This is a genomic window from Variovorax sp. P5_A3, assembly GCF_056400665.1.
Genome location: NZ_JBFUKW010000006.1, coordinates 80,953 through 95,235, shown reverse-complemented (window position 1 = coordinate 95,235; position 14,283 = coordinate 80,953). Strand labels below are relative to the sequence as shown.

The following is a 14,283-nucleotide window of genomic DNA, read 5'->3' as shown; positions in this document are numbered from 1 at the left end:
CTCGATGTGTGTGGTCAGGCGAGCGGTCCGGTGTATTTCTCCAGGGCGGTCCAGGCTTCCTCGCCCATCTTGCCTCGCCATTCCTTGTAGTAGCCTGCCTTGCGCAACTGCTCGCGCATCGGGGCGATGTCGATGTCGTTGAACTTGAGGCCCGCGGCCTCGAGCTTCATGCGCACGTCGGCGTACATCTTGCGCATGTCCTCGCGCTCCTGCAGCGCCGAGGCGTTGAGATTGCGCGTGATGATGTCCTGGACTTCCGCGGGAAGGGCCTTGAACTGGTCGAGGTTAGCCGCGACGAACATGCCTTCCCAGCAATGATTGGTCAAGGCGATGTATTTCTGCACCTCGTAGAGCTTTGCCGCGTAGACGTTGACCAGCGGGTTCTCCTGCCCCTCGACGAGCCTTGTCTGCAGCGAGGTGTAGAGCTCCGAGAAGTTCATGCTCACGGGCGCCGCGCCGAGTGCCTTGAACATGCCGAAGAACATCGGCAGAACCGGCACCCGGACCTTCATGCCTTGCATATCGGCCAGCGAGGTGACCGGTTTCGACCCGCTCGAAAGCGTGCGGAAACCCAGGTCCCAGAACTTTTCGAAGACGTGGATGTTGACGGAGGCGGCCGCCTTTCGCGCCACCCGGCCGACGTCGCCGTCGACCGCGTTCCAGATCTGGGCATAGTCCTTGAAGGCAAAGCCCAGCGCGCTCGCACCCACTGCCGGCGACAAAGTGGTCATGAAGGAGGCCGAGGTGGTGTACAGGTCGAGGGCGCCCGATCGGACCTGCGCGAGCATGTCGGTGTCGCCGCCCAGCTGGCTGGACGGAAAGTACTTGACGGCCACCCGACCCTTCGATTCCGCCGCGATCCGCTCCGCGGCCCGCATCGAGTTCGCGCTCAGCGGGTGATCCGGCGGCGCGAACGAGCCCCACTTGAGTTCGATTTCGGCGGCTCGGGCCGGCCGCGCGAGCATGGCGACGAGGGGCGCGCCGACTGATGCGGCGAGGAGGGAGCGGCGTTGAATGGTCATGTCTGTCTCCGGTCTGTGGTTGATGCAGTTGAAGCGCTCGGATCCGTCGAGTGGCCTCGCATGCGGTATGGGTTCAGAGGAAACCTGTCGAGATCCACGGAATCGCGGCCACCAGCAGCAGGCCCGCGAGCAGCGCGCCCAGGTAGGGCCACATGGGTCGCATGGCCGTCGCCGGCGAGACCTTGCCGATGGCGCATGCGATGAAGTAGCCGATGCCCAGCGGCGGCGCGAAAACGCCGATGCCCATGGACAGGATCACCACCATCGCGTACTGCACCTCGTGGATGCCCAGGCTGCGCGCGAGCGGAAAGACCAATGGGGCGAAGACGACCAGCGCAGGAATGCCTTCGAGGACGCTGCCGAGCACGACGAAGGCCAGGATCGAGATCAGGAGAAAGCCCCACCTGGCACCGGGTACGTCGGACATCATCGAGGTCAACTGCATCGAGAACCCCGATTGGGTCAACCCCCAGCCCATGGCCGTCGCCGTGCCGATGATGAAGAGGATCGCGCCCGACATCGAGGCAGTTTCGACCAGGATGCCGTAGACCCGCCGCCAATCGAACTGTCGATAGACGAATACGCCGAGCAGCACCGTATAGACGATTCCGATGGTGGAGACCTCGGTGGCTGTTGCGACGCCCTCGGTCACCACGAACCGGATCACGAACGGAAGGGAGAGCGCCGGCAGGGCGACCACAAGCGACTTCCAGACCACCGCCCGCGAAGCCTTCACGACCGACCGCATGTCGTCGCCGCGGGACCGAAACCAGACGACGACGCCGAGCGCGAGCGCGACCACGAATGCCGGGAGCAGGCCACCGGTGAACAAGGCCGAGATCGAGATGCTGGTGACGGAGCCGACCGTGATCAGCACTAGGCTCGGCGGAATCGTCTCCGCCATGGCGCCCGACGTGGCGAGCAAGGCCACCATGTCGCCCGGTTTCTGACCGCGCTGCTTCATCTCGGGGAAAAGCACCGGTGCCACCGCGGCCATGTCGGCGACCTTCGAGCCCGAAATGCCCGAAACCAGGTACATGCCGCCGAGCAGCACGTAGTTGAGGCCGCCGCGCACATGGCCCAGCAGCGAGGCCAGGAATGCCACCATTGCGCGCGCGAGGCCCGCCACCTCCATCAATGCCCCCAGCAGGACGAAGAGCGGCACTGCCAGCAGTATCAGGTGGGACGATCCTTCTTCCATGCGCCCGACGATCACCGCGATCGGCGCGCGCGTGGCGAGCAGCACGTAGGCCAGCGTGGCGACGCCGAATGAAAAGCCGATTGGCACACCCAGCAGTAGCGTCACGACGACAGTCATCGCAAAGAAGACCAGCAGGTTCCAGTTGCCGATGGACTTCAACGCAGGGCCGAGCAGGTAGTAGGCGAGCGCGGCACAGGCGACCGCCAGGACTGAGATGCCGATGTCCCGCAGTCTCGCGGTACGCAGGAGCCGTGCGAGCGCGATCAGGATCATCAGCGCGAAGGCGACCGGCAACGCAGCCACCCGCAGGCTGTTGGGAATGCCGAGCGCCGGCGTAGTAATGAGGTGTTCGTGTCGCGTGAAGTTCACGGCGGGTCCGATCAAGACCATGAGCAGTGAGGCCGCGACCACCAGTCCAAAGGCTTCGGCAAGGGCGCGCGCGCCGGGCGTCATGCGGTCGAGCAAGAACACCAGCCGCATGTGTTCTCCGCGCTGGAAGGCGATCGTGGCGCCCAGCATGCCGATCCACAGGAAAAGCACACCGGCGAGTTCGTCCGTCCAGCCGATCGGATTGTGGAAGACATAGCGCGAGATCACGCCCGACAGCAGGATCACGATCTCGGCGAGGATCAGCACCACGGCGGGAAATTCGATGACACGCGGCAGGAAGCGCGCCAGCACGGACTGGCGGCCCGCCACCGGGTGCGCCGTGTCTTCGGCGCCGAGGCGCGAGCGCGCGATCGCGTCGGACACGTCAGCCGCCTGTGCGCTGGTTCGGCGCGCGCGACGCCAGGACGCTCGACAGGTCCGGCAACTGTTCGGTACGCAGCTCGAAGCCGTGCGGAACGTACCAGGCACGCTGCATATCGACCCAGCGTCTGGATCCGGCCAGCACGGCATGCTCGATGCGGTGACGCAGATTGGCGTCGGCCCGTCCGGCGATGCGCGCGAGACCACTGATGGCCAGGGAAAGCGCCGCGGTGGCCTCCCGTGTTTCCACGAACGCGGGCGCACGCTCCTGCTTCAGGCTCCGTGCCTTTTCGATGGCCTCTTCCATGCGCTGCGCGACCTCGCGCGAGGCGAGGCGCGCCTCCGGCACGAGCTGCTCGGCGAGCGCGAGATAGTGATCCAGCTCGAACACCAGACGGGGATACAAGTCCGGCAGGCGCGTGCGCAGGAACTTGAGCATGCCCGTCACAAGCCGCAACTGCTCGCCGGCGAGCGGGTCCGCCGGATCCAGGGCGGGCTGCACCACGTGTTCGAGTGCCTTGATCGAAGACAGCAGTGCGTTGTCGGTGTAGTCGGTCATCAGACGTCCCTCTCGAGTTCGTGGCGAAGCTCTTCCATCGCGCCGTAAGCCGCGGCCTCGATCCACGCGATCAATACGTCCTGGTGCGTCTTGCCAAGGCGCACCACGCGGTAGGAAGAGGCCAGCGCGGTGACCACGATCTGGTAGCAGTTGAAGATGCGGTAGTAGCGCAGCCGGGCAGGGTCCACCGGAAGCCCCGACGCTTCTTCATAGCGTTCGAGAAACTCGTCGATCGGGGCGATACCCGAGGCGAGAAAGGTGCGACCGTCCTCGCTCCAATGGCCGTACTGCTCTGCCGTGGTCCAGGCGAGATCGCGGTGCCGGTCGCCCAGGTAGCCGCGCTCCCAGTCGAGTACTGCCGTGATGCGCGCCGTGTCCTCGTCGAACAGGAAGTTGCCGCTGCGGTAGTCGCCATGCACGACACTCACGCGGTCGAGCGTGGGCATGTGGCGCTCGAGCCAGTTCGCGGCGACCTCCATCAGCGGAAGCTCCTCGCCCCGGTCCTCCTCCCAGACGCGTCGGGCCCGGTTGAGCTGCCAGAGCGCGCTCTGCGTGGTGCCGACGGCGGGACGGTCGAACGCGGCGAACGCGCAGCGGTCGGGGTCGAAGGTGTGGATCTTCGCGAGGTACTCGATGAACTGCGGCACCAGGCGACCGCGCAGTTCCGGCCCGAAGTTGGTGCCGATGCCCGCCACTTTGCCCTGCCGTGCCCTGGGCTTGGTAGAGCCTTCGGCGAAGGCGTAGATCAACGCCGGCTCGGGAAACCAGTGCCCGTCGGGATCGACCCAGTAGGCGCGCGGTACCGGGACGACGCCCGCCAAGGCGGACACCAGCTCGAACTCGCGCTGGCGACTGGTGGCGTTGAGAGACTCCGCCGGCTCCATCCGTGCGACCAGACGTGTCGCCGTGCGACCGACGCCCGGCTCGTCCCAGTGCAATGTGAAGCCCATCTGTATCTTCGAGGCACCGCCCGAGAACCAACGCTGGTCGGAAAGACTGAAATCCCCTTCGACCTTGCTGCGCAGGAGTGCGGTGATGTAGCGGTTCATCGCCTCGAAGCTTGCACCGTTGAATGCCGGACCCGCGCGACGCTGCAACTTGCGCGTGAGCATCAGGTCGTTCTCGCGCTCCGTCGGGAAGGCTGCCCGCATTCGCTCGATGAAGGACGGCGAAGGAGCGTCACGGTCGGCGTTCGTGACCGCCCAGGGCAGATGAATCGCTGCTGCCTCCATCGATGTCGACTCGGTCATCTGTGTCCTTCATTTCGTACGCTAGCGTAATAGTAATAAGCGCACATTGCGCTGTAACTAGGGATTACCTGAGGCTGCGCTGGCGGTGCCGGTGGAGCGCCGCCTGGTGCGGGACACGTCGCTTCGGCAAAACGCCGGGCTGCGGAGAATCCGGTTGACGCATGTGGTACGCATGTATAAAGTCATAAATGCATACCGAAACGGAGCGCTGCCGACCGCGACCGGCATTGCGTCGTGAAGCGCTTTCCATCACTTCTCATCGTGCCTCGGCAGACTCTCTTCTCGTCCGGCACCGGCGCGCCTCATCTTGAACCCAGGAGACAGAAAGCCCATGAATTCAACCGATTCCATCCGCGTCGAATTGCAGGACGGACTGGCCGTTCTCTCGCTCGCCCAGCCCGCGCGGGGCAACCCCTTCGACGGAGGCTTTGCACGCGACTTCAGGCAGGTCGCCTCGGACATGCTGAACTGCATCGGCCTGCGCGCCGTGCTGCTGCGCGCGGACGGCGCGAACTTCAGCTTCGGCGGCGACCTCAAGGTCTTCTATCCGGCGCGGGACCGCCTGCCGCCGCTGGTGCGTGAGTGGACCAGCGACCTGCACATGGGGCTGCAGCGCTTCTGGCGGCTCCCGGTTCCGGTCGTCACGGCGGTGCAGGGCTTCGCGATGGGCGGCGGCGTGGCGCTGCTGGCGGGCTGCGACGTCGTGGTCGCCGGCACCTCGACCCGCATCGGCTCGGCCTTTGCGCAGCTCGGCTTCAGCTGCGATTCAGGATCCAGCGTGACCTTGAGCGCGCGCATGGGCGTGGCCCGCGCCCGCCGCTTCGTGCTGCTTGCCGAAGTGCTCGGCAGCGAGGAGGCCCAGCGGGCCGGGCTGGTCGACCAAATCGTGCCCGATGCGCAGTTGCAGGAGGATGCGCTCGCCCTCGCTCGCAAGCTCGCGGCAGGACCGACCTTTGCGTATGGCGAAACCAAGCGACTCTTCATGCAGGCCGGCGCGGCCCAACTCGAAGCGCAGCTCGAAGACGAGGCACTGACCCTGGCCCGTGTCTCGGCCACGCTCGATGCGCAGGAAGGCATCGCCGCCCAGGTGGAGAAGCGCAAGCCGGCCTTCCAGGGCCGCTGAGCGATGAGCGGCCCTCCCAGCCTCGCGCCGTGGAATCTGCATGACCTGGAAGCGCTGCTGCGACTGGAGCAGGTCGGGCCGTCGCGCTTTCGCAGCCGCCATGCCAGCGCCAACGCACGCGGCACCGTCTACGGCGGACAGCTCCTTGCGCATGCGCTGATGGCGGCATCGATGACAGTGCCGTCCGGGCGTGATGCCACGGCGTTGCAGTTCATGTTTCTGCAGAGTGCGTCCCCGGATCGCGCAATCGACTACGAGGTCACGCCGCTGCAGGACGGCAAGCGCTTTGTCTCTCGCCACGTGCGCGGGACGCAGGAAGGCGATGCGGGCGCGGGCGGCCGCATCGTGCTGGACGCCCAGGTGAGCTTCGCCACGCCGCTGCCCGGCCCGGATCACGCGACGCCGTCGCGCGCCGGCGAGGTCGATCCTCGATCGCTGCTCCGGCTGGAGGATATGTCGAAAGAGACGGCCGAAGCGATCTGGCAGACACTCGGCTACCCGCTGGAATCGCGGGCGCTCGACTTTCGCGTGGCGGACCCGTCCCAGGCGTTGGGCCTGTCGTCGTCCGCCGCGGCCCTGCGCTTCTGGCTGCGCGCGCGCAACCCGCTTCCCGACGAGCCCGCCTTGCAGGCCGCGGCGTTCGCCTACCTGTCGGACTGGTGGCTCAACTTCCCGAGCGTGGGCGTCCATGTGCCGCAACTGCAACGCGACGGCACGCGCCTGCATGTGGCGAGCCTCAACCACGCGATCTGGTTCCACCGTCCGCTGCGTGCCGACCGCTGGCTGCACTTCGACGTACAGAGCCCCAGTGCGGGACGCGGCCGTGGCCTGTCGATCGCGACCGTGCACGACCTCGACGGCGCCCTGGTGGCGAGCGCGACCCAGGAAAACCTCATGACCCCGATGGGCTGATCGGCCACAGCCCGGCGCCATCGTCCGATCGCAGGGACGATCCCGTTGACGATTGTCGTACGCATGTGTATGGTCATTGATGCATACATAGAGCCGAATGAACCACCGGCGACCGGATCGCCATCATCAGGAGCACATCCCCATGGACTATCAGTTTTCTCCCGAGATCGTCGCCAAGCTCGCCGAGCTCGACGCGTTCATCGACGCCGAGATCAAGCCGCTCGAACGCGAGAACATGCAGTTCTTCGACCATCGCCGGGAATACGCCCGCACCGACTGGGAAAACGACGGCTTCCCGCGCAAGGAATGGCATGACCTGATCGCAGAGATGGAGCGCCGCGCCGACAAGGCGGGACATCTGCGCTACGGGCTGCCCAAGGCCTGCGGCGGACAGGCGGCGTCGAACCTCGCGATCGCCGCCATCCGCGAGCACCTGGCGGCCAAGGGACTGGGGCTGCACAACGATCTGCAGGATGAATCCTCGATCGTCGGCAACTTCCCGATCGTGCCGGTACTCAACGCCTATGGCACGCCCGAGCAGAAGCGCTACATCGAGGGCATCATCCGGCGCGACCGCCACCTCTCGTTCGGCCTGACCGAACCCAACCACGGCAGCGACGCGACCTGGCTCGAAACGACCGCGGTGCGCGACGGCGACGGCTGGGTCATCAACGGTATGAAGCGCTTCAACAGCCAAGTGCAGCGAGCGCACGCGAACCTCGTATTCGCGCGCACCACCGGCAAGCCGGGCGATGCGCTCGGCATCACCGCTTTCATCGTGCCCACGGACACACCCGGCCATCGCATCGCCTTCAACCACTGGACTTTCAACATGCCCAGCGACCATGCCGAGGTCGAACTGAAGGACGTGCGCGTGCCCGAGAGCGCGATCCTGCATGAGGAAGGGCAGGGCCTCGTGCTTGCGCAACGCTTCATCCACGAAAACCGGATTCGCCAGGCGGCGGCGAGCGCCGGTGCGGCGCGCTACTGCATCGCCGAATCGGCGAAGTACGCGGTGTCGCGCATCGCCTTCGGCGAGCCGCTGTCGAAGAAGCAGGCGATCCAGTTCCCGCTCGTCGAGCTCTACGCCGAATGCGAGATGGTGCGCAACTTCATCTTCCAGGTCGCGAGCCGGATGGACCAGCAGGACCCGCTGGAGATCAGCGATCTCGTCTCGATCTGCAACTTCCGCGCAAACCGGCTCTGCTGCGAGGCCGCCGACCGCGCGATCCAGGTCCACGGCGGCATCGGGTACACGCGCGCGCTGCCGTTCGAGCACATCTATCGCCACCATCGCCGCTATCGCATCACCGAGGGTTCGGAGGAGATGCAGATGCGCCGCGTCGCGCAGTACCTCTTCGGCTTCGCGGGCAAGCGCGCGACATCATGAGCGCCACCCTCGAAGCGCCTGCCGGGCGCGGCATCGACTTCGAGCCGGCACGGCTGGATGCGTACCTTCGGCAGGCCCTGCCGGATCACACGGGCGAACTGATCGTCGAGCGCACGGTCGGTGGCATGTCGAACCCGACCTACTTCCTGCGCCGCGGCGACTGGCATGCCGTGCTGCGCAAGCAGCCCAACGCGGTGCTGATGGCCTCGGCCCACGCCATCGATCGCGAATACCGCGTGCTCGCCGCGTTGCGGGGCGGCACCGTACCGGTGCCCGCGCCGATCCTGTATTGCGACGACCGCGAAGTGCTGGGCACCCCGTTCTACCTGATGGAGCGCATCGAAGGCCGCGTGTTCGAGGGCTTCGCGATGCCCGGCGTCGAGCCGGACGAGCGCCGCGCCATGTACGACGCGATGGGCGCCACGATGGCCGCGTTGCACCGGCTGGACTTCGCCGCGGTCGGACTCGCCGACTTCGGCCGTCCCGGCAACTACTTCGCGCGCCAGCTCAGCCGCTGGTCGCAGCAATGGACGCAGTTCCGCCGCGGCGACGACGACAACCCCGACCTCGACCGCATCGTGGCCTGGCTCGGCGAGCGGGTGCCCGACAGCCAGACGCTCGCGCTGTGCCACGGCGACTTCCGCATCACGAACATGATGTTCCACCCCACCGAGCCGCGTGTCGTCGCGGTGCTCGACTGGGAGCTGTCGACGCTCGGGCATCCGCTGGTGGACGTGGCCTTCAACAGCCAGGCGTGGCGTATGGCAACCGATGAGAACGGTGGGCTGTTGGGTCTGCCGCTGGCCGAACTCGGCATTCCGACCGAGGAGGAATACCTCGAGCGCTACTACCGCCTTGCCGGATCGGGCGAACGCATGACGACCTTCCACCAGGTGTTCGCGATGTTCCGCGGTGCCGTGGGCAGCGCTGGCGTGGCGGCGCGAGGCGAAGCAGGCAACGGCTTCCTCCCGGACGCCGCGCGCGTGGGCCGCAAGCTGGCGCGAGCCTATGCGAAGCGGGGCGCCGCATTGATCGCGGGCCAATGAGCGGCTGGCAGAACTCACCCACGCAAAAACCATGATGACGGTCGACGAAGCGATCCTGCAGCGGCGCTCGGTGCGCGGCTTCCTGCGCGAAGAGGTGCCGCAGCACACGCTCGACGAGGTGTTCGCGATCGCCCAGCGAGCGCCGTCCAACTGCAACGTCCAGCCCTGGATTCCGCACGTTGTCTCCGGATCGGCGCTGCAGCGGCTTCGCACGGCGCTGGTCGAGGCCGGCCGCCAGGAAGCCCCGATCGAGCCCGACTGGCCAGCCGACGGCAAGTTCGACGGGGTCTACCGTGCTCGCCAGGTCGATGCCGCGGTGCAGCTCTACGGGGCCATGGGCGTCGAACGAGGCGATCTGGTCGGAAGGCGCGCCGCATACCTGCGCAATCTCGATTTCTTCGGCGCGCCGCATGCCGTCTTCATCTTCATGCCGCATCCCTTCGATACCCGCGAGGCGACCGACATCGGCATGTATGCGCAGACCTTGATGCTGGCCATGACCGCGAGGGGCATCGCGACCTGTGCGCAGGGTGCGCTCGGCCTGTATCCCGCCATCGTGCGGGCAACACTGGGCCTGCCCGACTCGCAGCGGCTGCTGTTCGGCGTCTCGTTCGGCTATGAGGATCACACCGACAAGGCCAACGCCGCGCGCGTGGGCCGCGCCGCGACGGGCGAAGCCGTGCGCTTCCACCGCTGATGCCGCGGTGCGGCCTTCGGCGACCCCGTACTAACCATAGGTAGTACGCATGCGTATGGTACGTTATGCTGATGGTTCGGATCGTTGATCCGAAGCACCCCATCTCGCCGGGACGGAGACAAGCCCCCAACATGAACCTGCAGAACGTCATCGAGCGCAGCTTCGAGACCACCGTCCAGCGCTACGACTGGCGCGACTCGGCGCTGTATGCGCTCGGCCTGGGCATCGGCTCCGATCCGCTCGACGAGGACGAGTTGCCTTACGTCTTCGAGGGGCGGGCGCAGCGCGCCGTGCCGAGCCAGTGCATGGTGCTCGGTTGGCCTGCGTTCTGGCATGCCGATCCCGAGGCGGGGATCGATTGGGTGAACATCCTTCACGGCGAGCAGCGCTTCGTGCTGCACCGGCCCCTGCCGCTGGAGGCAGACATCCGCGCCACGCACGGGGTGCGCGCCGTCGTCGACAAGGGCGTCGGGCGCGGCGCCCTGATCTACTTCGACACCGAGATCTCCGACGCCCGTTCCGGCGAGGCGCTCGCGAGCCTGAACTCCACGCAGTACCTGCGCGGGGATGGCGGATGCGGCAGCCATGGGGAGGCGCCGCCCGTCGTTTCCCCCTTGCGCGACGGTGCCGTGCCCAGCGCCAGCATCGAGTACCGCACGACGCCACAGGCGGCATTGCTCTACCGCCTGGTCAGCCGGGACTACATGCCGATCCACGCCGACCCCGAGATCGCGCGTCGTGCCGGCTTCGACCGGCCCATCTCGCACGGGCTCAACACGATGGGCCTGGCCTGCCGGGCGATCCTCAAGCGCTTCAGCCCCGGGCATCCGGAGCGTCTGCGCTCGATGTTCGTGCGCTTTGCGCAGCCTGCGTACCCCGGCGAAACGCTTCGCATCGACCTGTTCGACGAGGGCGACACGGTGCGCTTCCGGGCACTGGCGGTCGAACGCGACGTGATCGTGCTGGATCGTGGCGAGTGCCGGTTCGGCGAGCAATGAACGGAGCTGTCATGGACTTCTCGCACATCTTCAACATCGCGCAACTCGCCAATGCGCTGGCATTGGCCTCACTCCTGACCATCCTTGCCAGCGGCCTGGCGCTGATCTTCGGCCTGCGCGACGTGATGAACTTCGGCCACGGCGCGCTGTTCATGCTCGGCGCCTACCTGGGCTACACCTTCTCGGGACTCTTCAACTTCTGGGTCGCCCTGCTGATCGTGCCGCTGCTGTTGGCACTGCTGGGGGTGGCCTTCGAATACGCGGTCATCCGGCCCCTGCAGCATCGCTCCCACATGGACGTGGCGCTCGTCACTTTCGGCCTCGCGCTGGTGCTCAGCCAGATGGTGATCAAGATCTGGGGCACTTCGCCGCTGCAACTGGATGCGCCGTCGGTGCTGGCCGGATCGATCGACCTGTTCGGGCAACGCTATCCGGCCTACCGGATCTTCCTGATCGGGGTGGGATTCGGCACCTGCGTGGCGCTGGCCGTATGGCTGAAGTACACGCGATCGGGCATGCACGTGCGCGCCGTGAGCCAGCAGCCGATGGTGGCCCGGATGATGGGGGTCAACACGGACCGCCTGAGCCTGCTCGTCGTGTGCCTGGGCACGGGCTTCGCCGGATTGGCCGGCGTGCTGGCCGGGCCCTATCTGTCGGTCGATCCCGCGATGGGCGGCGGCATCCTGATCAGCTGTCTGATCGTCGTCGTCATTGGCGGACTGGGCAGCATTGGCGGCGCCATCGCGGCGGCCGTGATCTACGGCCTGATCCAGGTGATCGGCACGCTGGTGTCGCCGACGCTGGCCGTGATGGCACCGTATCTGCTGCTGTTCTTCGTTCTGTTGTGGCGGCCGCAGGGGCTGGGCCGAGGGAGGGTTGCCTGATGGCCATCGTGCAAGGATTCGGCGCCGTCGCTCCAGCGGCTCCTCCCATCGTCCGCGCCAAGGTGCCGGGCCTTCTCAAACCGGCATTGGTCGTGGCGGTGATTGTCGTGCTGGGCCTCTTCCTGCCGCAAGTCGTGAAGAGTTCTTTCTATCTGGGACTGCTGATCAATGCGATCGTGCTCGGCGTCGCGGCCGTCGCGATCGGGTTCCTGGCGCACCAGAGCGGACTCATGATGTTCGGCGCCGCGGCCTTCACGGGCGGCGCCACCTACCTCTTCGCCATCGCGGTCACCCAGCTGGGCTGGGGCGTGATGACGGCGGTCCTGTTCACGCTGCTGGCATCGACGGTCCTGTCGGCCCTGATCGGCGCGCTCGTCGTTCGCGCACGACCGCTGCCGTTCGCGATGCTGACCCTGGCCCTGGCGCAGATGCTTCGCTCGATGGTGATGATTACCGACTTCCGGCCGGTGACCGGCGGCGACGACGGGCTCGCACTGAACTTCTCCGGAAGCTTCTTCGGCCTGACCCAGGCGCAGCTTGCAAGGCCCGAGCTCTTCTGGCCGGTGGCCTGGCTGGCGCTGTGCAGCGTGATGCTGCTGGCCTGGGCGGTCGGGCGGTCGCGCACCGGGCGCGTATTGCGCGCCATCCGAGCCAACGAGGAGCGCATGCGTTTCTCGGGCTTCAACACCTACGCGCCTCGCGTGCTTGCCTTTACGGTGTCGGGATTCATCGCGGCAGTTTCCGGCCTGCTGACTGGCCTCAACACCGCGTTCGCATCGCCGGAACTGCTCGACTTCGTGACGGGTGGCCACGCACTGGTCTCGACGCTGATCGGCGGTGTCGGCACGGTGGCCGGGCCGGTGCTCGGCGCGCTGCTGTACGTCATCGGACAGGACCAGTTCGGCGCCACCGGACATCTGGAACTGCTCACAGGCCTGGCGGTCGTGCTGGTCATCGTGGCGTTCCCGGAGGGCATCATGGGCTTCATTCGCAACAATCTCTCGAAGCTCTTCAACAAGGGCGCCGCGGCGACTTCGGGAGGCCGCGATGCTGCGCGTTGAAGACCTGAGCGTGGCCTACGGCAGCGTCAAGGCGCTGGAAGGCATCAACCTCGAAGTCGCACAGCGCGGCGTGCTGCATGGCGTGATCGGGCCGAACGGTGCCGGCAAGTCGACCCTGATGGATGCCATCACCGGACGGCGCAAACCCACGCGCGGACGGGTCTTCGTCAACGGCGAGGACATTACGCACCGGTCGGTCGTGCAACGGCGAAGGCTCGGCATGTCGCGCTCGTTCCAGCGCACCAGCATCTTTCCCGGCATCCGCGTCGGCGAGCAACTGGAACTCGTGGCGTCACAACTCGGCGAGAAGGATCTTGCGGGCATCGTCGATACGCTCGAACTCGGCGCGGTGTACGACGAGATCGCCGACAGCATCGCGTACGGAGATCAACGGCGCGTCGATATTGCATTGGCCCTCGTGGGCCAACCTACCCTGATGCTGCTCGACGAGCCCGCGGCCGGCCTCTCCACGAGCGAGACCGTCACGCTGTTCGAGCACCTCGCCACGGTGGTCCGCAAACGCAACGTCTCAGCGCTCGTGGTCGAGCACGACGTCGATGCCGTCTTCCGCTTCTGCGATTCGATCACCGCGCTCGACCTGGGCCGACTGCTGGCGCACGGCTCGCCGGCGCAGGTGCGCAGCGACCCGAAAGTCATCGCCGCCTACCTGGGGACCGCCGCATGAGCTTCATCGATGTCAAGGGTTTGCGTGCCGGCTACGGCAAGTCGGTGGTACTGCGCGAGGTCGACCTGCAGGTCGAGGAGGGCGAGGCCGTGGCGGTGGTCGGGAAGAACGGCGCCGGCAAATCCACGTTGCTGATGTCCTTCTTCGGCGGTACGACCGTCAGCGGCGGTTCCATCGAGGTCGGTGGTGTCGCCTTGCAGAAGCTGCCCGCCTACCGGGCGGCCATGCAGGGGGTCACGTTGTCGCCCCAGGGCCGGATGATCCTGCCGCACCTGACGGTCGGCGAGAACCTGCAACTCGGCGCCGCCTGTAGGCGCAAGGGCCACTGGACCATGGAGTCGGTCTACCAACTCTTTCCGGTGCTTCGCGAGCGGCGCGACAAGATGGGCACGGAGCTCAGCGGCGGCCAGCAGCAGATGCTGGCGGTCGGCCGGGCCCTGCTCGGCAACCCGCGCGTGCTGCTGCTCGACGAGCCGTCCGAGGGCTTGTCGCCGGTGCTGGTCGACGAACTGGCCGACATCTTCAACAGGATCCGCGCCGCCGGCACCGGCGTGCTGATGGTCGAGCAGCACCTGAACCTCGTGCGTCGCGTCAGCCAGCGCTTCGTGGTGATGGCCAAGGGCGAAATCATCGACCGCGGACGTACCGCCGACATCGACACCGAGCAGCATCGGGCTGCGCTGGCTTTCTGAATTCACCACAACA

The 14,283-nt window shown here is 66.6% G+C and carries 14 protein-coding genes; 10 read left to right on the top strand and 4 right to left on the bottom strand.

The window, feature by feature from the left end; all coding sequences use genetic code 11:
• Positions 1–14 precede the first annotated feature (14 nt).
• The 4 genes from AC1D3B_RS11365 to AC1D3B_RS11350 all read right to left on the bottom strand — a co-directional run bounded on the left by AC1D3B_RS11365 (position 15) and on the right by AC1D3B_RS11350 (position 4,782).
• A complete protein-coding gene (locus AC1D3B_RS11365) occupies positions 15–1,022 on the bottom strand; it encodes a TRAP transporter substrate-binding protein (RefSeq protein WP_478190769.1) in 1,008 nt (335 codons plus the stop codon).
• A 73-nt stretch (positions 1,023–1,095) separates the two neighbouring features.
• Positions 1,096–2,976 carry a TRAP transporter large permease gene (locus AC1D3B_RS11360; protein WP_478190768.1) on the bottom strand — a complete coding sequence of 627 codons (1,881 nt, stop codon included), beginning with the start codon at positions 2,974–2,976 and terminating at the stop codon, positions 1,096–1,098.
• A 1-nt stretch (position 2,977) separates the two neighbouring features.
• Positions 2,978–3,532: a hypothetical protein gene (locus AC1D3B_RS11355; RefSeq protein ID WP_478190767.1), complete on the bottom strand. Its 555-nt coding sequence runs from the start codon at positions 3,530–3,532 to the stop codon at positions 2,978–2,980.
• Positions 3,532–4,782, bottom strand: a complete 1,251-nt coding sequence (locus AC1D3B_RS11350; protein WP_478190766.1) for a phosphotransferase family protein — start codon at positions 4,780–4,782, stop codon at positions 3,532–3,534. Before AC1D3B_RS11350 ends, AC1D3B_RS11355 begins: the two co-directional genes overlap by 1 nt.
• A gap of 331 nt (positions 4,783–5,113) precedes the next feature.
• On the opposite strand from AC1D3B_RS11350, the gene AC1D3B_RS11345 reads away from it, so the two are divergent.
• From AC1D3B_RS11345 to AC1D3B_RS11300, 10 genes are all read left to right on the top strand, one after another.
• The gene (locus AC1D3B_RS11345) at positions 5,114–5,905 is read left to right on the top strand and encodes an enoyl-CoA hydratase/isomerase family protein (RefSeq protein ID WP_478190765.1); all 792 of its coding nucleotides are present in this window, start codon (positions 5,114–5,116) and stop codon (positions 5,903–5,905) included.
• Between the two features lie 3 nt (positions 5,906–5,908).
• Positions 5,909–6,817 carry an acyl-CoA thioesterase gene (locus AC1D3B_RS11340; protein WP_478190764.1) on the top strand — a complete coding sequence of 303 codons (909 nt, stop codon included), beginning with the start codon at positions 5,909–5,911 and terminating at the stop codon, positions 6,815–6,817.
• Between the two features lie 142 nt (positions 6,818–6,959).
• A complete protein-coding gene (locus tag AC1D3B_RS11335) occupies positions 6,960–8,207 on the top strand; it encodes an acyl-CoA dehydrogenase family protein (protein ID WP_478190763.1) in 1,248 nt (415 codons plus the stop codon).
• Positions 8,204–9,253, top strand: a complete 1,050-nt coding sequence (locus tag AC1D3B_RS11330) for a phosphotransferase family protein (protein WP_478190762.1) — start codon at positions 8,204–8,206, stop codon at positions 9,251–9,253. Before AC1D3B_RS11335 ends, AC1D3B_RS11330 begins: the two co-directional genes overlap by 4 nt.
• Positions 9,254–9,284: 31 nt before the next feature.
• On the top strand, positions 9,285–9,950 hold the full coding sequence (locus AC1D3B_RS11325; protein ID WP_478190761.1) for a nitroreductase: 666 nt from the start codon (positions 9,285–9,287) through the stop codon (positions 9,948–9,950).
• 131 nt (positions 9,951–10,081) lie between these two features.
• Entirely contained in the window at positions 10,082–10,948 is an 867-nt protein-coding gene (locus AC1D3B_RS11320; RefSeq protein WP_478190760.1) for a MaoC/PaaZ C-terminal domain-containing protein, read from the top strand.
• Between the two features lie 11 nt (positions 10,949–10,959).
• On the top strand, positions 10,960–11,832 hold the full coding sequence (locus AC1D3B_RS11315) for a branched-chain amino acid ABC transporter permease (protein ID WP_478190759.1): 873 nt from the start codon (positions 10,960–10,962) through the stop codon (positions 11,830–11,832).
• On the top strand, positions 11,832–12,893 hold the full coding sequence (locus tag AC1D3B_RS11310) for a branched-chain amino acid ABC transporter permease (protein WP_478190758.1): 1,062 nt from the start codon (positions 11,832–11,834) through the stop codon (positions 12,891–12,893). The genes AC1D3B_RS11315 and AC1D3B_RS11310 overlap by 1 nt, the downstream gene beginning before the upstream one ends.
• The gene (locus tag AC1D3B_RS11305) at positions 12,880–13,578 is read left to right on the top strand and encodes an ABC transporter ATP-binding protein (RefSeq protein WP_478190757.1); all 699 of its coding nucleotides are present in this window, start codon (positions 12,880–12,882) and stop codon (positions 13,576–13,578) included. The genes AC1D3B_RS11310 and AC1D3B_RS11305 overlap by 14 nt, the downstream gene beginning before the upstream one ends.
• Positions 13,575–14,270, top strand: coding sequence for an ABC transporter ATP-binding protein (locus tag AC1D3B_RS11300; protein WP_478190756.1), 696 nt, complete (start codon positions 13,575–13,577; stop codon positions 14,268–14,270). Before AC1D3B_RS11305 ends, AC1D3B_RS11300 begins: the two co-directional genes overlap by 4 nt.
• Positions 14,271–14,283 lie beyond the last annotated feature (13 nt).

What these genes read in the sequence shown, in the direction of transcription:
- AC1D3B_RS11365 (WP_478190769.1), bottom strand. Translation starts at nt 1,022, where the DNA reads ATGACCATTCAACGCCGCTCCCTCCTCGCCGCATCAGTCGGCGCGCCC.
- AC1D3B_RS11355 (WP_478190767.1), bottom strand. Translation starts at nt 3,532, where the DNA reads ATGACCGACTACACCGACAACGCACTGCTGTCTTCGATCAAGGCACTC.
- AC1D3B_RS11350 (WP_478190766.1), bottom strand. Translation starts at nt 4,782, where the DNA reads ATGACCGAGTCGACATCGATGGAGGCAGCAGCGATTCATCTGCCCTGG.
- AC1D3B_RS11345 (WP_478190765.1), top strand. Translation starts at nt 5,114, where the DNA reads ATGAATTCAACCGATTCCATCCGCGTCGAATTGCAGGACGGACTGGCC.
- AC1D3B_RS11340 (WP_478190764.1), top strand. Translation starts at nt 5,909, where the DNA reads ATGAGCGGCCCTCCCAGCCTCGCGCCGTGGAATCTGCATGACCTGGAA.
- AC1D3B_RS11335 (WP_478190763.1), top strand. Translation starts at nt 6,960, where the DNA reads ATGGACTATCAGTTTTCTCCCGAGATCGTCGCCAAGCTCGCCGAGCTC.
- AC1D3B_RS11330 (WP_478190762.1), top strand. Translation starts at nt 8,204, where the DNA reads ATGAGCGCCACCCTCGAAGCGCCTGCCGGGCGCGGCATCGACTTCGAG.
- AC1D3B_RS11325 (WP_478190761.1), top strand. Translation starts at nt 9,285, where the DNA reads ATGATGACGGTCGACGAAGCGATCCTGCAGCGGCGCTCGGTGCGCGGC.
- AC1D3B_RS11320 (WP_478190760.1), top strand. Translation starts at nt 10,082, where the DNA reads ATGAACCTGCAGAACGTCATCGAGCGCAGCTTCGAGACCACCGTCCAG.
- AC1D3B_RS11315 (WP_478190759.1), top strand. Translation starts at nt 10,960, where the DNA reads ATGGACTTCTCGCACATCTTCAACATCGCGCAACTCGCCAATGCGCTG.
- AC1D3B_RS11310 (WP_478190758.1), top strand. Translation starts at nt 11,832, where the DNA reads ATGGCCATCGTGCAAGGATTCGGCGCCGTCGCTCCAGCGGCTCCTCCC.
- AC1D3B_RS11305 (WP_478190757.1), top strand. Translation starts at nt 12,880, where the DNA reads ATGCTGCGCGTTGAAGACCTGAGCGTGGCCTACGGCAGCGTCAAGGCG.
- AC1D3B_RS11300 (WP_478190756.1), top strand. Translation starts at nt 13,575, where the DNA reads ATGAGCTTCATCGATGTCAAGGGTTTGCGTGCCGGCTACGGCAAGTCG.